Source organism: Thalassolituus sp. UBA2590 (assembly GCF_002339775.1).
Classification (GTDB): domain Bacteria; phylum Pseudomonadota; class Gammaproteobacteria; order Pseudomonadales; family Oceanobacteraceae; genus Thalassolituus.
Genome location: NZ_DDKU01000075.1, coordinates 36158 through 55387 on the forward strand (window position 1 = coordinate 36158; position 19230 = coordinate 55387).

Sequence of the window (19230 nt, forward strand, 5' to 3'; positions counted from 1 at the left end):
TTGCCACAAATGAACAGAGGAAAGGCCCGGATTGACACCCCCGGGATAAACAGGCTCAGGACTTACCGGATAACCTTCTGTACATCTCCCACAGGACGAACCCAAGGTGACTGTTTACGCAGCGAGGATGGCATTGCATTTACCGCTGCTCTCGCTTCCGCACGGCTGGAGTAGACACCCGACACCACCACAAACCAGTCCTTACCTTTGTAGGTTGTCTGGTATCGATACAAAGTCCCGGTGACCTGACTCTGCCACTGATCGCGAAAGGTTTCAGCACCCGTGGAGCTGTGCGACCCCAGTAGTTGCACGATATACCCTGACTCAGGCGCCAACAAGGCTTGTTCGTCAGGAGTGTAAGACGGAGTCTTTGGCTGAGCAGTTATGGCTTCTACTTGTGCCGCCTGAGGCTGAGCTGCTTCAGCTCTCACAGCCGGAGTGCCTGAGCCAGCGCCTTCAGTCATCGAGACTGCATCTATTTCAGAAGAACTTTCTGTATTTGCTTTGACGATTTCGCTACCTGAGTCGGCGCTCGGCGTCTCTTCATTTACAGCACCTGCCTCCTCTCCATCCGTGGCTTCCACGACGACTCTGTCGGCAAGCGTTACCCCTTCGCTGTTCCCTGCCTCAGCCTGATGACCAACGTCAGAGCCGGGGTAATTAAAGTCCTTAACGGAATCCAACTGAGCCTGAATCTCGGGCGACAGTTCATCATCCTGCGAGGAAGCTCCCCACTGATAAATGAATACCATTGCGATAGCAGTAACTACACCAGCAATAGCAAGGATATTGCGGAGGGGAAAGCCAGCCGCTGATGCCGTCGCCGCTGGGCGCGTCGAGGAAGAAAGTATCCGTTCACCCTGACGTAGTGCAGGACCAGGCAAGCACCCGGAGTCCATCATAATGTCTGCCAATTCCTTATCACCGAACGGACAGACCTCACCATCACCGAAAACACTGGCCATCAAAGCGGCGATTTCAGAATCGGTTAAAGGTTCGACCGCCAATACATGGACAGGAGCCTGAGCCGGCGAATTTCTGAAGTGAGTTTCATAGCCTGGTGCACCGAACAGAATCACAGATATCGCCTGAGGCGCTAACAACGCAAAATGAGCGATATCATTCAGCGTCTCAGCATCTAACTGATCCGCCTGATCAATAATCAGTAACAGGTTGCCACCGGCTTGGCTTCTGTCTATTGCCTCGTTACGGATGGCCTCACGTGCTTGAGCACCATCTTCATGAATAGCCGGCATATCCCAATGAGCAGCGATTGAAGAAAGTATCCCAGGCATCCCCAACATGACGCTTGCTGTTAATAACAAGGTTTCATCAGGAGCCTCTCTTTGCGCTGCCAGGTTATTGGCAATAAAGGACTTTCCAGCCCCCTCGAAGCCGGTGACCGCAACCAGCAGCTCGCTGTAGGACGCCAGGTGGGATAGGAGCTCGACATGACGTTTCTGAGAATCAAGAAGGCTGTGCATAGAAAATGCCTCGTTACCGGCGGAACTGGGCGCCACATTCACACCTGAAAGGTCCAGATCAAAATCCGTTTCCATAACTCCCCCAGTTGTTATATTCAGCGAGTTGCGCCATAAGCCATCAGAGTCTCTTCAAGCAGGTCTCGTGGAACGTCTGAGGTAATATAGGCCTGTCCAATCCCCTTAAGCAAGACCAGCCTCAGCGCGCCATCAAGAACTTTTTTATCCACCGCCATACGACTGATGTAGTCATCACAAGACATGTCCTTTGGCCCTTTCACTGGCAGGTGCGCCGCCTGCAGCAAACGTAAAAGATCGTGTTCGTCCTTTTCAGTCAGGTAACCCAGTCTTTTGCTCAGATCAGCTGCCATCATCATACCCGCACCGACCGCCTCACCATGCAACCACTTTCCGTAGCCCTGATGCGCTTCTATGGCATGGCCAAACGTGTGCCCCAGATTCAGTGTCGCGCGAATTCCGCCCTCGCGCTCATCCTGAGCAACGACATCCGCTTTGTTTTCACAGGAACGATATATAGCTTCAGCAAGTGATTCATCATCCCCCGACATCAGGCCTGCTACATTGTCCTGTAGCCAGAGATAAAACTCAGAGTCAGAGATCAAGCCATATTTGATCACCTCTGCCATCCCTGCTGCCATTTCACGAAGCGGCAGAGTTTCCAACGTGCCGGTATCGGCAATCACAGCCTGCGGCTGATGGAAAGCACCGATCATATTCTTGCCCAAAGGGTGATTGACCGCTGTCTTACCGCCTACTGACGAATCAACCTGTGAAAGCAGCGTCGTGGGTACCTGAATAAAATTAACACCGCGTTGATAAGTGGCCGCAGCGAAACCCGTCATATCGCCGATAACGCCTCCACCCAACGCAACAAGAGTAGTCGTTCTGTTATGGCGTCTGTCGAGGAGCTCATCAAAGATCATATTCAAGGTATCGAGATCTTTGTATTTTTCACCGTCCGGCAGAATGACGGTGTCGACCTGATAATCGGTCAGCGCCGACTTCACATCATCGAGATAGATTGGAGCGACCGTTTCATTGGTGACAATAAGCACCTGCCGCCCTTTAATGTGGGGAGAGTACAGCTCTTTGTTCCGCAGAAGGCCAGGGCCGATGTAAATTGGATAACTACGATCGCCAAGATCTACGGTAAGGGTCTGCATTATTCACCTTTTAAACGTTTTTTGAGTTCCTGAATTACCCATCTTGGATTGCGCTGATCCGTTTCAATAATGATATCGGCGACAGAGCGATACAACGGATCGCGCTCCGCAAAAAGCTTGCGCAATACTGCCTCAGGGTCGGCCGTCTGGAGTAACGGGCGGTTACGGTCTCGAGCCGTTCTGGCCAGCTGCTGATCCACAGAAGTACACAGATAGATGACCGTTCCTCTCGAGGCGAGGTGCTGGCGATTCTCACTTCGTAACACAGCGCCACCACCCGTAGATAGTACGATCCCCTTCTGCTGAGTCAGTTCATCTATGACAGACTCTTCACGTTCGCGAAAGCCCGCCTCACCTTCTTTATCAAAGATCCAGGGGATATCGGCGCCGCAACGTTCCTCTATTACTTTATCTGAGTCAAAGAACTCGTATTTAAGTTCCTGAGAAAGCAGACGGCCGATGGTGCTTTTTCCAGCACCCATCGGCCCAATAAGAAATACAGACTGTGTCATCTTCAACGTGCTGAGAGCGTTTCCTTAACCAGTCGAGGAGTGATAAATACGAGAAGCTCACTCTTCTCTTCCTGCTCACTAGTACGACGGAACAGAGCTCCGATTAATGGCAGATCACCAAAGAATGGCGTTTTAGATACCTGGCGAATTTCCTCTGAGCGGAAAATACCGCCAAGCACAATGGTCTCACCGTTTTCAACCAGCACCTGAGTCTCAACTGCATTGGTATCAATAGCAGGACCAGCGGTAGTCAACTCTCCAACGGAATCCTGATTAATCACCAGATCCATGATAATACGATCATCCGGCGTAATCTGAGGAGTAACCTCAAGACGCAGTACCGCTGACTTAAACGCTACGTTCGCAGCACCACTTGAGCTTGCCTGCAGATAAGGAATCTCAGTACCCGACTCAATGGATGCAGTCTGGCCATCAGCAGTGATTACGCGAGGCTGAGAGACAATTTCTGCGCGCCCTTCAGTTTCAATAGCAGATAGCTCCAGATCCAATAGGAAATCAGCGGTCTGGTAACCAATAGCAAAGGTCGATGCTGCAGCATCCTCAACACCGAAATCGACAACATCCGAAGCCTCAAGATCAATGGTTTGAGTTGATGAACCGGTAGTCGCCCGGTCAAACAAAATCTGATTGCCTTCACGCAGAGTAGTCTTGCTGCCCCCGAAGGTAGTCCAGTTATCGCCATTATTCTGGAAACCAGCGCCACCCCACTGCACACCTAATTCCTCACCGACACTTGTACTGGCAACCACGATGCGGGCTTCAATTAACACCTGCCGCACTGGCACATCGAGCATTTGAAGAGCTTCACGAACTTTCTCAAGATTCTTAGCGGTATCTTTCATCAACAGCGTGTTGGTACGACCATCAACCACCGCAGTGCCACGCTCAGACAGCAAGCCCTGCTCAGATGTCAGGAGCTCAGCAAGATCCGATGCTTTCGCATATTTGAGCTGCATATACTCTGTAACTAGAGGGGCAAGCTCTTCAACCTGGCGCACAGCTTCGAGTTCAACTTTTTCACGGGCTGCGATCTCTTCAGCAGGAGCGATGAGCAATACCGACCCCATCTGACGCTGGCCAAGCCCCTTGGTTTTCAACACAAGGTCCAGCGCTTGGTCCCAAGGCACATTCTGCAGGCGCAGTGTAATGTTGCCGCCGACTGAATCTGAAGCGACGAGGTTGAGGCCGGTGAAGTCTGCAATCAACTGAAGTACCGCACGCACTTCAATATCCTGGAAGTTCAGGGACAGTTTCTCACCAGTGAAAGGAAATTGCTTCTCAGCCACCGCCTCTTCATCAGCCGGTGGCTCAGAAACATTAATTGAGAGTAACTTATCAGTTTGATACGCCAGGTACTCAAACTCAGAAGAAACAGGCTCGATAACGATTCGCGCGCGACCAGCGGTAGCCGTCGTGTCTACATATTTCACAGGCGTAGCGAAGTCGGTGACATCAAGGCGACGACTTAAGGCGTCTGGCAGTGATGCTCCCTCGATATCAGCGATGATTTTTGCACCCTCTCGGCGGATATTTGCCGAGGCGCTATCATCACTCAAAGTAATCTGAACCTGACCTTCGCCCTGATTACCACGGCGAAAATCAACGTTTACAACCTTAACTTCGGAACCAGGCTGAACAACCTCTCCTGTTAGAGTCGTTTGCTGATTACCTGCGAACTCTTCATTCACATCAGCCTCACCGATACGGACAAAGAGACGATTACCTTGCACTGTGGTGGTATAGCCAACCAGCTGATTCAGGTTGATCACTAGCCGGGAACGGTCTTTTGCCTCTACTACAGTAGCGCTTCGCGCATTACCGTTACCAATATTGTGTCGCTTAGTAGTAAGCGCGCTATCAACACCTGGTAAATCCAAAGCAATCCGCGCTGGTTTTTCAATGGTGTAGCCGCTGACTTCTGGTGGTGCAGAGTCAAATACCAGCTCCAACTGAGTAACATCACCCGGGGCGGTGGAAAAGTTCAGGTCAGTCAGAGTGGCCGAAACAGCCTCAACCGACCAGATTGCAGTCACACACACAAAAGCGCGGGCAAGGGTGCTAATGTTGTTCATGATTTTCATAGTTATTCTCCTGGCGCCCCATTCAGAGCCAACGTTCTGGGCCGCTCAAGCCACCCACCCTGTCCATCAGGTACGATTTCAATTAGATTCATTCTGTCGCTCTGAATCGACACGATACGTCCGTGATTTCGACCCATATACTCACCTTCCCGCACCCGGACAACTCCACCGTAGCCGTCTTTAATCAGTGCAAAGAGATCTCCTTTCGGCTTCTGAAGCGTACCCACCATGCCCAGCTGATCAATATCAAACTGTTCCAGATATTCTTTCGAGCGGTCGTTATCTGGGCGGACATCCATACCGTTAGAGTTCAGTCTTTCCGACTCTTCTGGCACTGCTGGCAGGCTGAATGGCGACCTCAACGCAGACGCGCGATAGGTAAACGCCTCGTATGGTTTAAACTCAGGAATGGGCTCTACCCGCCCTCTCGGCTTCGAGCCCACATCATCAACGTAAACCTGCAGATCAGCAACATCACCTGATGATGAACAAGCTACAGTGGCCAAAGATGCAGCAACCAGAAACAGCAATCGTATTGTCTTCATATCACTGTCCCTTACTATCTGCGTCGTATTGATAGGTTTTAGCCTGGATCTCCATTGAAAGGCGATCCTGCCCCTGAGTTTTCACGATATTAAAATCGTGCAACGTTACAATTCGCGGCAGAGAAGCGACCCCAGAAACAAAGGCCCCCATCTCATGGTAGCCCCCTGTCACTTCGATATTTATCGGTAGTTCTTTATAGAACTCCTCTTTCTTCATATCTGCAGGGTCAATCCGTTTCAGGTCAAGACCAGAATTCAGCGCAGTTGCACTGATATCATCGATAAGCCCCGGGACTTCAGTGTCTTTGGGTAACTGTTTGAGTAGCGAGCCAAAACTGGCCTCCATCTCAACCATCTGCGCCTTATATTCATCCAGATTCGCGACGCGAAATGCTTTAGTTTCAAAATCCCGCTTGAGCTGCTGCTCTTGCCTCTCAAGAGAATCCAGCGACGCCTGCTGCCCCTGAACAAGCCCTATGTAAGCAAGCACACCCGAGGCCACGACCACGGTTATACAAAAAGACACCTTACCGACAAGAGGCCAGGATCCCATATTTTGCCAATCGATATCATTAATATCGAAGCTTTGCAGCTGCTCCAGAACAGAGCCTGATGGCTTATTTGACTCCGCCATTGTCATCCTCCTCTGCTCTCGGATTAATCCTCGTCATAACAATTTCGAATTCGTTCACACCCGGAGATTTAGATTCCACCTTGATCAACGACGGATCTCTGAACCACTCTGACTGATCGAAATTACGCATTAAGGCTGAAACACGGTTATTTGTCGATGCAATGCCAGAAATCCGGACTTTATTGCCTTCGACCTCAAGCTCCCGGAAATAAAGGTCCTCGGGAACCGAGCGCACGATCTCATCAAATACACGAACAATAACCGGACGATCCCCTTGCAGACGCTGAATCAGCTCCATGCGCTCTACCAGCTCTGCCCGGGTTTCTTTCAGTTCCTGAATCTCGACAATCTTCTGATCCATTGCTGTTATCTGATTTCTCAGGAAAGCATTACGCGAGTTCTGAGTCGCTGCCGCTGCATCATAGTAACGATATACGCCAAACACACATGCAGCCGCTACTGCAACAACAACCCCGATAACAACGTAGAAATTTTTATTACGTTCTTCTCGTAGCTCTTCACGCCAAGGTAATAAGTTAATATTCGCCATCAGTCGAAGCTCCTCATTGCCAGGCCAGCTGCAATTAAGAGCGAAGGCGCATCATTCGCAAGCCAGGTAGCATTCACTCGCTGCGAGAGCGTCATGCTGATAAATGGATTGGCGACGACTGTCGGCGTGCCCAGCGCAGACTGAACCTGTTCTTCCAGCCCCGGAATGGAGGAGGTACCCCCGGCGAGAACAATATAGTCAACGTCGTTAAACTGACTGGAGGAATAGAAAAACTGCAGAGAGCGACTCACTTGCTGAACAACCGCCTCGCGGAAGGGACCCAACACTTCAGACTCATAATCGTCAGGCACGCCACCCTCAAGCTTGGCTCGATTGGCATCCTCTTCACTCAAACCATAGCGACGCATAATATCTTCTGTCAGCTGACTGCCACCAAACAGCTGCTCACGGGTATATATCGACCTACCTTCGTGCATAACACTCAGGGTTGTCATCGTGGCGCCGATATCAATTACTGCCACCGTCTCTATTTCTTCGCCTTCCAGCTGTGCATCGAGCAAGGAGAAAGCGCGTTCGGTACAGAAAGCTTCAACATCTACTTTGCTGACTTCAAAACCCGCGATTTCTACGGAATCTTTTCTGCGTTCAACAGTCTCAGAACGACAAGCAGCCAGCAGAACGCTGACCATATCTGGAGATTTATCGCTCGGACCGGTCACTTCCCAGTCAAGAGCAACCTCTTCCAGGGGGTAAGGAATATATTGATCAGCTTCAGTTCGGATCTGAAAATCCATATCGTCGTCGCTAAGACCAGCGCTCATATCAATGGTTTTCGTAATAACTGCCGAACCCGCGACAGCAAGAGCAACGTTTTTAGCATTAGAACGCGAGCGAACTACCGCCTGACGAATTGCATCACCGACGGCTTCTTCGTTGTTAATACCCTGTTCAACAACGGCATTAGGAGGCAAGGCTACCGTTGCGTAGGCTTCTACCTGATAGCGTTCCCCCTGGCGACTCAACTCCAGCACTTTGACGGACGTTGAACTTATGTCCACCCCGAGAAGCGCCTTATTTTTCTTCTTAAACAGGCTGCCCAGCACGACAAAATCCCCTTCTGTTTCGCGAACTTGCGCGCGCAAGCTCACACAGATCCTATATAATTCCGGCCATTATAAGCACAATCCTGCGAAAAGAACAAAAAACCCTTATAATGCCGCATCCCGCATGATAGCTGGCTTTTTCAGGAATTTAACGATCTTTTTATATGAATATGGCAACTCCGCTCCTTAAGTTCACAATCTGGCTGTTTTTGTCTATCGGAGCCGGAACGACCATGGCCATAACCGGTGTTTATCTTTATTTAGCGCCGACGCTCCCCGATGCAGAAACCCTGAAGGATGTAGATCTTCAAACCCCTCTGCGCGTTTACACGGCAGACGGACTTCTGATAACGGAGTATGGCGAGAAGCGCCGAACCCCTATTACATATCAGGAAATCCCCCCTCAATTCATTGACGCACTTCTCGCTTCTGAAGATGACGGCTTTTTTGAGCACTCAGGAATAGACCTGAAAGGCCTCGCGAGGGCAGTATTTGATCTGGTGACCACCGGCCGGAAGAAATCAGGGGGCAGTACGATCACCATGCAGGTAGCCAAAAACTACTACCTGAGCAGCGAAAAGACCTTTACCCGGAAGTTCACCGAGATCCTGCTGGCACTCAAAATTGAGAAGGCACTGACCAAAGAAGAAATCCTTGAGCTCTATGTAAACAAAATCTATCTGGGTAAGCGCGCATACGGGATCGAGGCCGCTTCTCAGGTCTACTATGGTAAGTCAATCACCGAGCTGAACCTGGCAGAGCTGGCGATGATTGCCGGCTTGCCGCAAGCACCCTCGGCAGCAAATCCGATACGCAGCCCGGAGCGGGCTGTTTCTCGTCGTAACTACGTGCTTGCTCGCATGCATAACCTCGGAAAAATCTCCGAAGCCGAGTTCCAACAGAGTATCCGTCAGCCCGCAACAGCTCGATATCACGGTGCAACCTCCGAGATCAGTGCTCCTTATGTTGCCGAGATGATTCGTCAGGAAATGATCAGACGTTACGGCAACAAGGCCTACACTTCTGGGTACAGCGTCTACACCACCATTAATTCAGCGCGACAGCGTGCTGCCAACGCAGCCTTACAGAAAGGCCTGCTGAAGTACGACCGGGACCATGGTTACCGCGGTGCTCAGACCTCCTATGCTGTTATTCCCCTGAACGTTCCGGAGGCGCCGGAGCTCGAAGAGTGGATAGCACAGGCCGACCCAGCAAAGGATGTAGACTGGCCGCAGACCCTTGAAGCATGGGAAGAGAAGCTTCGTGACTTGGGCGACTTCGGTATTATCGAACCAGGCATCGTCATGAACGCTACTGAAGAGGGTGCCTGGGTATACGGTATCGGTAAAATACGCTGGCTACCTTTTGCAGGAATGACTTGGGCAGCGCCGTACCTGAGCGTTAATTCGGTTGGAAATGCTCCCGAGAATGCCCTCGATGTTATCAGTAACGGTGACCTGATCTGGCTCGAATCAACTTCATCGGGGTTGAAACTTGCCCAGGTCCCGCAAGCAGAAGGCGCTCTGGTGTCTATGAACCCTCACAACGGAGCGATCGAAGCCCTTGTAGGTGGTTTCTCAAACTCAGACAACCAATTTAACCGGGCGACTCAGGCCGAGCGCCAGCCAGGCTCCGCTTTTAAACCCTTTATCTACAGCGCGGCGCTGGACAATGGCTTCACTACAGCCAGCCTGATTAACGATGCACCTGTCGTATTCAAAGATGCCAGCCTCGAAAGCACCTGGCGCCCCGAAAATTACAGCGGCAAGTTTTACGGTCCGACCCGCCTACGGCAGGCTCTTTATCGCTCACAGAACCTGGTGTCGATCCGCATTCTGAAACAGATGGGGCCGGCCACAGCCGTTCGCTACATTCAGGATTTTGGTTTTAACCCAGCACGTCTGAACAAAGATCTCTCACTGGCACTGGGCGCATCAGCTGTTACCCCTCTCGACATGGCGACTGGCTATAGTGCCTTCGCCAATGGTGGCTACAAGGTCAGCCCCTTCGTTATGCAGAGTATTATCTCCGACACGGGCGAAATACTTTACGAGGCCAACCCAACACTCGCAATGACACCGCCAGAAGAGGATGCAACCGGTAACTTAATCAGCGAAGGGCTTAACAATAACAATTCGCCGACTGAGGATGACTCCGAGCAAGTAGAGAACATTGAAGTGCCCACACTTTATGCAGAGCGCATAATGTCTCCAGAGAACCATTATCTGACAGTAAGTATGATGCGGGATGTTGTGCGCAGAGGCACAGGTAGAAAAGCGCTGGCGCTGGGTAGAAATGATCTTGCAGGAAAAACAGGTACGACCAATGATCAGAAGGATGCCTGGTTTTCGGGCTTTAATCCCGACCTCGTAGCCACTGTCTGGATCGGTTTCGACCAACCAACCACATTAGGACGCTGGGCATCTGGTGGCGGTACCGCGCTTCCGGTGTGGGTCGATTATATGAGAGAAGCTCTTGATGGCGCTCCGGAAGAGCATTTCGAACAGCCTGAAGGGATTGTCACTGTTCGAATTGATCCAGACAGTGGGCTACTGGCTTCACCGGGCCAGAAAGATGCCATATTTGAATACTTCAAGGCTGGATCTGCTCCAACGGAATATGCCAGAACGAAAGACATCATCCCCTATCAGGAAGACGAAGGTGGTTCAGGGGGAGGCAGCGTCATCCCAGAACAGCTTTTCTGACTGCGGCACCCGTCACTCAGAAACAAAAAAGCCCGGCAATTGCCGGGCTTTTTACTGTCTGGGTGTCTATTCAGTCGTCTACTCAGGCGTCGATCAGCTTACCCGGGTTCATGATGTTGTTCGGGTCAAACACCTTTTTAACTGCACGCATATAAGCGATTTCTGCCGCTGAGCGCGTATATTCCAGATATGGTTTTTTGGTCATACCGACGCCGTGTTCCGCGGACACAGAGCCCTGATATTTTTCCACGATTTCAAATACCCAGGTTGATACCTTGCTGCAGCGTTCGAAGAACTCTTCTTTCGCCAGGTCATCAGGCTTGAGGATATTCAGGTGCAGGTTGCCGTCACCGATATGACCAAACCAGATGATTTCGAAGTCTGGATACTCGCGGGTCACGATTTCATCAATGTCACGCAGGAACGGTGGTACTTTAGAAACAACAACCGAGATGTCGTTTTTATACGGTGTCCATTCCGAAATCGTTTCTGAAATGTCTTCACGCAGACGCCACAGGTTCGCCGCCTGAGTTTCGCTCTGGCTGATGACGCCATCTACGACCCAACCTTCTTCCATGCACTTCTCAAACTGCACCATCGCCTGATCCATATCGGCATCAGTCACAGCTTCAAATTCGATCAGAGCGTAAAAGTCTGTGCTGGTTTCAAACGGAGCAGGCACATCGCCTCGTGCCAGTACTTTCTGCATCGCTTTGTCAGAGAAGAACTCAAATGCGGTCAGGTCCATAGTCGACTGGAACTGGCTCAGTACTTTCATTACGTCGTCGAGTTCTGGGATACCAAGCACCAGCACGGTCAGGTTTTTCGGTGTGCGAGTCAGGCGCATGGTCGCTTCAGTCACAAAGCCGAGCGTACCTTCACCACCGATGAAAAGCTGGCGCATATCGTAACCGGTGTTGTTTTTCATCAGGTCTTTATTCAGTTCGAGGATCTCGCCCTCCCCCGTCACGACCGTCATACCAGCAACCCAGTCCCGGGTCATACCCCATCGGATCACTTTAATACCGCCGGCATTCGTTGAGATGTTTCCACCAATCTGACTGGAGCCCGCAGAGGCAAAATCAACCGGATAGAACAAATCATTATCTTCAGCGAAGGTCTGCAGCTGCTCTGTAATGACACCCGCACCACACTTAACCGTACGGTCAGTCGCATTGAAATCAGAAATCTGATTCATGTAATCAAAGGCAACCACAACCTCGCCGTTAGCAGCAACAGCACCAGCACTCAGACCTGTACGTCCACCCGATGGTACCAGGGCAACGTTCTGAGCGTTTGCAAATTTTACAATGTCAGCGACTTGCTGCGTTGTCTTCGGGAAAACAATTGCAGATGGCTTCGGTGGATAGATCTTGGTCCAGTCCTTACCAAAGGTCTCAAGAGAATCGGCATCAGTGCGCACTTTGTCTGCGCCAACGATGGCTGAAAGCTGCTCAACCAGAGCGTCTTGTGTCAACGTGGTCATGGAGTTACCCGATGTTTGAATCATATTCACCTCGAATTGAGCAATATTCGTGTTGAATTCATGCTCTGAGGCTCACTTTAATAAAGGTATATGCTAGCATACGCGCCTTATTTTTCGGAGCGGTTTTAAGCCGCCCAGCCCCGCTCGCTGCAAGGCGGAGGGGACCTGACAGCTATTACTTACTGACTATAGGTACCACCATGGCACAAACGTCCCTGGATAAAAGCAAGATCAAGTTCCTCTTGTTGGAAGGCGTACACCAGTCTGCTCTCGATACACTGCAGGCTGCTGGCTACACCAACATCGAGTATCTAAAGACTTCGCTGCCGGATGACGAGCTGAAAGCCGCCATCAAAGACGCTCATTTTGTGGGCATTCGTTCACGCACTCAGCTAACCGAAGAGATCTTCGACGCTGCTGAGAAGCTGATTGCCGTCGGTTGCTTCTGTATTGGCACCAACCAGGTTGACCTGAAAGCAGCAACCAAGCGTGGTATCGCGGTATTTAACGCTCCATATTCAAACACCCGCTCTGTAGCAGAACTGTCACTGGCAGAAATCATCATGCTGATGCGCGGTGTCCCTGCGAAAAACGCCGAATGTCATCGCGGCGGCTGGAGCAAGTCTGCGGTTAACTCTTACGAGATCCGTGGCAAGAAGCTGGGTATCGTGGGTTACGGTTCGATCGGTACTCAGCTGTCGGTCATGGCCGAAAGCATGGGTATGGAAGTACTCTTCTACGACGTCGTAACGAAACTGCCAATCGGTAATGCTAAGCAGGTCGGGACTCTGAACGAACTGCTGAACATTGCTGACGTTGTATCTCTGCACGTTCCGGAAACACCTTCCACTAAATGGATGATGGGCCCAGAGCAGTTTGAGCAAATGAAACAGGGTTCTATCCTGTTGAACGCGTCACGCGGCACTGTGGTTGATATCGATGCGTTGGCAGATACCGTACGCAGCGGCAAACTCCTGGGTGCGGCCATCGACGTATTCCCGGTTGAACCACGCTCTAACAGCGAAGAGTTTGTCTCACCACTGCGCGAATTCGACAACGTGATCCTGACCCCGCACGTCGGTGGTTCTACCATGGAAGCTCAGGAAAACATCGGTAAAGAAGTAGGTGAGAAGCTGGCTCAGTACAGCGACAACGGCACCACCACTTCTTCAGTGAACTTCCCTGAGGTGGCTCTGCCATCCAACCCGAACGTTCACCGTATTCTGCACATCCACAAAAACGTACCTGGCGTTATGAATGCCATAAACAGCATTCTCGCCGACAACAACATCAACATCTGTGGTCAGTACCTGCAGACCGTTGAAGAAGTTGGCTACGTTGTGATCGATGTTGCGGCTGATGCGTCAGATCTGGCGCTGGAGAAAATCAAAGAGGTTGAGGGCACCATTCGCGCCCGCGTCCTTTACTGATAGAAGCTATTGCGCTCGGCCATGCGTTGTTGGAAGTGGCTTCGGAATGCTCATTTACCCCATGTAAACTGCGCGTCCTCAGCCACTTCCGCCTAGCCTGACCTTCGCTCATAACGCTTCCGCGACGCACGAAAACAAAAAGCACCCTCGGGTGCTTTTTTATTGGCTGAGATTTATCACGATGAGTTGCCGATGCTGAGAAGGAAGGTATTTGTGACCCATTCCCTGTAGAGATAGATGTCACAACTGAGCATACAGGGATGTACTCGCTGCGTCCTTCCGCTCAGTATCGACAAACCAACGGCTCAAATCTCGTACCTGTAGGTGTTTTCGGCACCCAACCGTAAGTGATGACTTACCCCCGCCGGAATCTCGTCCGCGTGGTGGGTCACATACAGAAGCGTAATGGTTTTCTGTTCTGATAAACGACGGATAAACGCCAGCACCATTTCGCGGCTTGGGTCATCCAATCCCTGGCAAGGCTCATCCAGAATCAGCAGCGGCGGCTGCTTGATCAGAGCACGAGCGATAAGCACCACACGCTGCTCTCCGTACGACAGGTGATGCAGGCTCTGATTGGCTTTATGGCGCAAGCCGATAATCTCCAGCCACTGCTCCGCGAGACGCCGGTCGTCATCCCCCGCCGCCTGATACAAACCAATGCTGTCGTATAAACCAGAAATCACCGTCGTCAGCACGTTCGTGGTTGCCCGGTATTCCCACTGCAGCGACGACGACACCAGACCTATATGCTTTTTGATGTCCCAGATGGTTTCGCCGCTGCCACGCTTCATACCAAACAGATACAGCTCGTTGCGGTAGCACTGTGGGTTATCGCCTGTGATCATCTGCAACAGACTGGTCTTACCGCAACCGTTCGGGCCTGTAATCGCCCAGTGCGCTCCCGGATCGACCTGCCAGTTGAGCTCAGAAAACAAAGTGCGCTCGCCATAGACGATCGAGCCATTCACCAGACGCACCAGCGGCTCACCAGAGTTCAGTCCATATTTCACCGGCGCTTCCGGGAATTCCGACAAAGGCTTATCAAAATGCAGTAAAGAATGGACTTCAGGCGAGGTAAGTACCGACTCACGTTCGCCCTGAACTAATAAGCGGGCATCGTGAACAAACGCCAGATGCGTCAGCCAGTCTGGCAGTTCATCCAAACGGTTCGCTACCCACAGCAGACGCTGGCCACTTTCATGAAGCTTAAACAGCGCCTCTGCAAGCGCCTCGCGACTGTTTGCATCCAGACCTTCGAGCGGTTCATCCAGGATCAACAGGTCAGGCTTCTGCCGTACCGCATTCACCAGCATCACCTTACGACTCTCACCGGTAGATAACGAGCGGAAACCCTGCGACAGAATATGCTCCATCCCCAGTAACTGAATCCACTCGGCGACTTCCTCGACCGGTGCCAGCAATTCACTGACCAGCGTTCCGATATCCTTCTGATCCATAAGATCAGATTCATCTTCCCGACGCTCCTGTTCAATCAGCGCCGCCTGCGCTTCCAGCGACACGAACGCGACGCGCTCTGGCAGACCTGAGACCTCACCGTGACTCAGGCGAACATCACCGGCAAACAAGCGCGACAGCACTGTCTTACCGCTGCCATTCGTCCCGATAATGCCCCAGGTCTGATCCGCCGACACCGACCAGTCATCAACAACAAGATTTCGCCCGTCATGCAGACGCGCACGGAGTTCTTTAAATTCAGTTTTCATAGCGAAACTTAAGGAGCTTAAATTAACGAAGGGGTTTTTTGAAAAAGCGTCAGCGAGGAAGGTGTGGCAAGGCAAAAGTTCGCGAGAAGGCGGAGCCTACTGGTTGTAAGCGAGCACTTTGAGCGAACTTTTAACACCGCCACAGCGACGCAGGTAGCTTTATTATCAGCCCGGAGGCCAAGACAGATCACGGCCGCCTATGACATGCATATGCAAATGGAATACGGATTGCCCCGCACCTTCACCATTATTAATCACCAAACGGAATTTATCCCCAAGACCTTCCTGCTCGGCAACTTTATTGGCAACCAGCATCATGTGCCCCAGAAGCGCTGCGTCCGTTTCTTCGGCGTCACATAAACGCGGGATCGGCTTACGCGGGATCACCAGAATATGCATCGGCGCCGCAGGAAACATATCGCGGAACGCCAGACACTGATCGTCCTCATAAACGATCTTAGCATCCGCTTCACCGCGGGCGATTTTCCCGAAAATAGTATCTTCTGACATAACAGAGTCTCGTTAATGAACGTTAGCCTGAGAGTAACCGAATGCCCCAGTGATCACCACTGTCCGGTTCAACAGTACCGATGCATCCGCCATTCTTCCGAAACTATCTGGAAGCTGTCACACGCAGAAGGCACAATACCTATCATTATTAGACATTCTGTAAGGAAACTCTCTGCATGAGTCACCATGAAAGAGCCGGCCAGAAAGCACTCGCTTCTGATCTTGCCAATATTCCACGCCTTGTCGCCGACTATTATGTCCGCCAGCCATCCGCCGACACACTGGTGAGCTTCGGCACCTCCGGCCACCGCGGCAGTTCCGCAAACGGCTCCTTTAACGAAACGCATATTGCCGCTATCTGTCAGGCGTTAGTTGAATACCGCCAACAGAATGATATTACCGGCCCGCTCTACATCGGTATGGATACCCACGCCCTGTCCGAGTGTGCATTTATCACCGCAGTGGAAGTGCTGGTCGCTAACGGTATCTGCGTTCGCGTTCAGCAAGGCCGAGGCTATACACCAACGCCAGTAATCTCTCATGCGATCCTGACGTACAACCAAGGTAAAACCTCAGAGCTGGCCGATGGCGTCGTGATTACCCCATCGCACAACCCTCCTCAGGACGGTGGCTTTAAATATAATCCACCGAATGGTGGCCCTGCCGATACGGACGTAACCTCTCAGATCCAGGACCGCGCCAACGACATAATTAACAGCGGCAGTAACGACGTTGTGCGCATGGACTTTGCCAAGGCCTGGGCATCGGATCTGGTAACTAAATACGACTACATCACACCGTACGTAAATGATCTTGCCAGTGTGATCGATATGGATGCCATCGCCAAAGCAGGCGTTAAGATTGGTGTGGACCCACTCGGTGGTTCCGGTATCGCATACTGGGATGTCATTGCTGAGACCTACGGTCTGGATATTACAGTCGTTAACGAAAACATTGACCCGACCTTCTCGTTTATGACGTTAGACAAAGACGGCAACATCCGTATGGACTGCTCCAGCCCATACGCCATGGCGGGCCTCATCGACTTAAAAGACGATTTCGACATCGCACTGGGCAACGACCCGGATTACGACCGCCACGGCATTGTCACGCCATCTGTTGGTTTGATGAATCCTAATCACTATCTCGCCGTAGCGATTAACTACCTGTATACCCATCGCCCACAATGGTCACAGGATCTCGCCATTGGTAAAACACTGGTGTCGTCCAGCATGATCGACCGCGTAGCAGCTGATCTGGGCCGCACACTCTCAGAAGTCCCTGTGGGCTTTAAATGGTTTGTTGATGGTCTGTACACAGGTAAGTTCGGTTTTGGCGGTGAAGAGAGCGCAGGCGCTTCCTTCCTGCGGAAAGACGGCACGGTATGGTCGACCGACAAAGACGGCATCATCCTCGCACTCTTAGCCGCTGAAATTAAAGCCGTGACCGGCAAAGATCCGGGTGAACACTACATCGCCCTGACCGAAAAATTCTCAGCACCCGTCTATAAGCGTATTGATGCTGCAGCGACTGGCCCACAGAAATCCGTACTGAAAAAGTTGAGTGCCGGTGACGTGACCGCCGAAAAACTTGCCGGTGAAGAGATCAAAGAAAAACTGACCCATGCCTCAGGCAACGGTGCGGCGATTGGCGGTCTGAAAGTCACCACAGAGAACGGCTGGTTCGCTGCACGCCCATCCGGCACAGAAGAGATCTATAAGATCTACGCAGAAAGCTTTAAAGGTGAGGAGCATCTCGCTCAGATCATTGAAGAAGCTCAGGCGATAGTCAGTGCTACTTTTGATTCAGCTGGAGTCTGATACCTAATCTGCAGAGAGGGTCGGGTCATGAACCACAACCAGGTTCCGGCCACCCTCTTTCGCAGCGTACAGAGCTTCATCCGCATCCAGCAGTAATTGATGCAACATGCTCTTATTGGAAGGTGAAAAAGGCGCTACGCCCGTGCTTACCGTCACCCTGATGTAATCATCATCGGGCAGAATAAATAACTGATCAGCCACATAAGATCTGAACTGATCTAACAGTCCATAGGCTTTATCAGTATCCAGACCTGGCAGAATAAGCGCAAACTCTTCGCCACCATATCGAGCCATATGGAACCTGAAGAAAGTCTGCTGTAGATATCCGGCCAACTGCTTCAGGACGGCATCCCCGGCATCGTGACCGTACTCATCATTAATCCCCTTAAAGCTGTCGATATCCATTAGTGCCACAGTAAAGGGCTTGCCCTCTGCCTGAAGCCTTTTAACCAGCGCATCCCCTTCTTCGATAAAGTAACGACGATTTCTGAGGCCTGTCAGATAATCCAGAGTGGCCTGCTCCTGAACGGCAACGAATTGCTCAAGCGCCTCGATATTGTTCGTCACCCTACAGCTGAATTCTTCCTGCTGAAAAGGCTTCTGGAGGAAGTCGTTCGCGCCCTTTTTAATAAACTGCACAGAGATATCCGCGTCTTCCTGACTCGACAGGCCAATGATGGCCAGTGGCCGCTTATCGTAGCGATGTCTCACCTGCTGGAGAAAAGCAAAGCCATTCATCTCAGGCATATGATAATCAGTAATGATGAGCTTGATAGAGATGTCTGACTCTAACTTCTCAAGTCCCTCAGCCCCATTATGAGCCTCAACAACCTGAAAATTCTGGAGTCTGAGGTAAGACGTCACAGCCTGTCGCATCGTGGAAGAGTCATCCACCACAAGCGCTGTAATTGAGCGATTACGCTCAAGTCGGTTAAGCATTCGCGCTGCATACTGATAGGAGAAGCGGTTCTCTTTAATAACGTAATCAACGACCCCGCTCTTGAGGAGCTCTTTACGCTGATTCAGATCGTCACTACCCGTAAGAACAACAACCGGTAAACGCTGATCAAGCAGGTAACTGACCATTTCACCATCAGGCGCATCAGGAAGGTTCAGATCAACCAGTGCGGCGACCACGCTGTCTTTGTGTTCGTTATACAGCTCAATTCCTTCGGCTTTGGTAGAAGCAAACACCACCGGCTCAATGCCCTGCTGTCGCAACGTGTGCTGCAAAATCTTCTGAACGATCGGACTGTCTTCGATAATAAGAAACACATACACCTCCTGAAGCTCTATTGAGTGTAGGCATAATCCAGAGTAGTGCGCTGGGGAATACAGATATGACAGGAGAATTGTTCAGGGTTGGACAGGGATGTGAGCAAATGAAAAAACCCCTGACTGCGTAGGCAATCAGGGGTTTCGAATAAGAGCTTGACGATGACCTACTCTCACATGGGGAGACCCCACACTACCATCGGCG

Annotated in this window: 15 protein-coding genes; 3 read left to right on the top strand and 12 right to left on the bottom strand. The window is 51.3% G+C overall.

Annotated elements, in window-relative coordinates:
- Window positions 1–62: 62 nt before the first annotated feature.
- Genes B2067_RS07025 through B2067_RS07060 form a run of 8 tightly spaced genes read right to left on the bottom strand, consistent with a single transcriptional unit; the run spans window position 63 to window position 8111 of the window.
- Window positions 63–1559, bottom strand: a complete 1497-nt coding sequence (locus tag B2067_RS07025; RefSeq protein ID WP_068438933.1) for an SPOR domain-containing protein — start codon at window positions 1557–1559, stop codon at window positions 63–65.
- A 20-nt stretch (window positions 1560–1579) separates the two neighbouring features.
- Window positions 1580–2665 (bottom strand): 3-dehydroquinate synthase, encoded by a 1086-nt coding sequence (gene aroB, locus B2067_RS07030; protein ID WP_068438931.1) that lies wholly within the window; start codon window positions 2663–2665, stop codon window positions 1580–1582.
- Window positions 2665–3183 (bottom strand): shikimate kinase AroK, encoded by a 519-nt coding sequence (gene aroK / locus B2067_RS07035; protein ID WP_245820122.1) that lies wholly within the window; start codon window positions 3181–3183, stop codon window positions 2665–2667. Before aroK ends, aroB begins: the two co-directional genes overlap by 1 nt.
- Complete coding sequence (gene pilQ / locus B2067_RS07040; RefSeq protein WP_068438927.1) at window positions 3180–5279, bottom strand: type IV pilus secretin PilQ; 2100 nt, start codon at window positions 5277–5279, stop codon at window positions 3180–3182. The genes aroK and pilQ overlap by 4 nt, the downstream gene beginning before the upstream one ends.
- A gap of 2 nt (window positions 5280–5281) precedes the next feature.
- Entirely contained in the window at window positions 5282–5824 is a 543-nt protein-coding gene (locus tag B2067_RS07045; RefSeq protein ID WP_068438925.1) for a pilus assembly protein PilP, read from the bottom strand.
- Between the two features lies 1 nt (window position 5825).
- The gene (locus tag B2067_RS07050) at window positions 5826–6458 is read right to left on the bottom strand and encodes a type 4a pilus biogenesis protein PilO (protein ID WP_301377926.1); all 633 of its coding nucleotides are present in this window, start codon (window positions 6456–6458) and stop codon (window positions 5826–5828) included.
- Window positions 6442–7008 (bottom strand): PilN domain-containing protein, encoded by a 567-nt coding sequence (locus B2067_RS07055; protein ID WP_068438921.1) that lies wholly within the window; start codon window positions 7006–7008, stop codon window positions 6442–6444. The genes B2067_RS07050 and B2067_RS07055 overlap by 17 nt, the downstream gene beginning before the upstream one ends.
- A complete protein-coding gene (locus B2067_RS07060) occupies window positions 7008–8111 on the bottom strand; it encodes a pilus assembly protein PilM (protein WP_348655068.1) in 1104 nt (367 codons plus the stop codon). The genes B2067_RS07055 and B2067_RS07060 overlap by 1 nt, the downstream gene beginning before the upstream one ends.
- Window positions 8112–8305: 194 nt before the next feature.
- On the opposite strand from B2067_RS07060, the gene B2067_RS07065 reads away from it, so the two are divergent.
- Window positions 8306–10777, top strand: coding sequence for a penicillin-binding protein 1A (locus B2067_RS07065; RefSeq protein ID WP_301387909.1), 2472 nt, complete (start codon window positions 8306–8308; stop codon window positions 10775–10777).
- Window positions 10778–10859: 82 nt separating this feature from the next.
- Here B2067_RS07065 and B2067_RS07070 read toward each other — a convergent pair whose 3' ends face one another.
- The gene (locus B2067_RS07070) at window positions 10860–12263 is read right to left on the bottom strand and encodes an FAD-binding oxidoreductase (protein ID WP_301387911.1); all 1404 of its coding nucleotides are present in this window, start codon (window positions 12261–12263) and stop codon (window positions 10860–10862) included.
- Between the two features lie 200 nt (window positions 12264–12463).
- Here B2067_RS07070 and serA point away from each other — a divergent pair, with 200 nt between their 5' ends.
- Window positions 12464–13693, top strand: a complete 1230-nt coding sequence (gene serA, locus B2067_RS07075; protein WP_068438917.1) for a phosphoglycerate dehydrogenase — start codon at window positions 12464–12466, stop codon at window positions 13691–13693.
- 305 nt (window positions 13694–13998) lie between these two features.
- Here serA and modF read toward each other — a convergent pair whose 3' ends face one another.
- Entirely contained in the window at window positions 13999–15420 is a 1422-nt protein-coding gene (gene modF, locus B2067_RS07080) for a molybdate ABC transporter ATP-binding protein ModF (protein WP_068438916.1), read from the bottom strand.
- A 165-nt stretch (window positions 15421–15585) separates the two neighbouring features.
- Complete coding sequence (locus tag B2067_RS07085; RefSeq protein ID WP_068438914.1) at window positions 15586–15930, bottom strand: histidine triad nucleotide-binding protein; 345 nt, start codon at window positions 15928–15930, stop codon at window positions 15586–15588.
- A 176-nt stretch (window positions 15931–16106) separates the two neighbouring features.
- Here B2067_RS07085 and pgm point away from each other — a divergent pair, with 176 nt between their 5' ends.
- A complete protein-coding gene (pgm, locus tag B2067_RS07090; RefSeq protein WP_068438912.1) occupies window positions 16107–17750 on the top strand; it encodes a phosphoglucomutase (alpha-D-glucose-1,6-bisphosphate-dependent) in 1644 nt (547 codons plus the stop codon).
- Window positions 17751–17753: 3 nt separating this feature from the next.
- Here pgm and B2067_RS07095 read toward each other — a convergent pair whose 3' ends face one another.
- Window positions 17754–19025: a diguanylate cyclase gene (locus B2067_RS07095; protein ID WP_068438910.1), complete on the bottom strand. Its 1272-nt coding sequence runs from the start codon at window positions 19023–19025 to the stop codon at window positions 17754–17756.
- Between the last annotated feature and the right edge of the window lie 205 nt (window positions 19026–19230).

Excerpts from the sequence above, each read along its gene's own strand:
- pgm (WP_068438912.1), top strand. The coding sequence starts at position 16,107 with ATGAGTCACCATGAAAGAGCCGGCCAGAAAGCACTCGCTTCTGATCTT.
- B2067_RS07025 (WP_068438933.1), bottom strand. The coding sequence starts at position 1,559 with ATGGAAACGGATTTTGATCTGGACCTTTCAGGTGTGAATGTGGCGCCC.
- modF (WP_068438916.1), bottom strand. The coding sequence starts at position 15,420 with ATGAAAACTGAATTTAAAGAACTCCGTGCGCGTCTGCATGACGGGCGA.
- B2067_RS07055 (WP_068438921.1), bottom strand. The coding sequence starts at position 7,008 with ATGGCGAATATTAACTTATTACCTTGGCGTGAAGAGCTACGAGAAGAA.
- B2067_RS07065 (WP_301387909.1), top strand. The coding sequence starts at position 8,306 with ATGGCCATAACCGGTGTTTATCTTTATTTAGCGCCGACGCTCCCCGAT.
- serA (WP_068438917.1), top strand. The coding sequence starts at position 12,464 with ATGGCACAAACGTCCCTGGATAAAAGCAAGATCAAGTTCCTCTTGTTG.
- B2067_RS07045 (WP_068438925.1), bottom strand. The coding sequence starts at position 5,824 with ATGAAGACAATACGATTGCTGTTTCTGGTTGCTGCATCTTTGGCCACT.
- B2067_RS07050 (WP_301377926.1), bottom strand. The coding sequence starts at position 6,458 with ATGGCGGAGTCAAATAAGCCATCAGGCTCTGTTCTGGAGCAGCTGCAA.
- B2067_RS07070 (WP_301387911.1), bottom strand. The coding sequence starts at position 12,263 with ATGACCACGTTGACACAAGACGCTCTGGTTGAGCAGCTTTCAGCCATC.
- B2067_RS07085 (WP_068438914.1), bottom strand. The coding sequence starts at position 15,930 with ATGTCAGAAGATACTATTTTCGGGAAAATCGCCCGCGGTGAAGCGGAT.
- pilQ (WP_068438927.1), bottom strand. The coding sequence starts at position 5,279 with ATGAAAATCATGAACAACATTAGCACCCTTGCCCGCGCTTTTGTGTGT.
- aroB (WP_068438931.1), bottom strand. The coding sequence starts at position 2,665 with ATGCAGACCCTTACCGTAGATCTTGGCGATCGTAGTTATCCAATTTAC.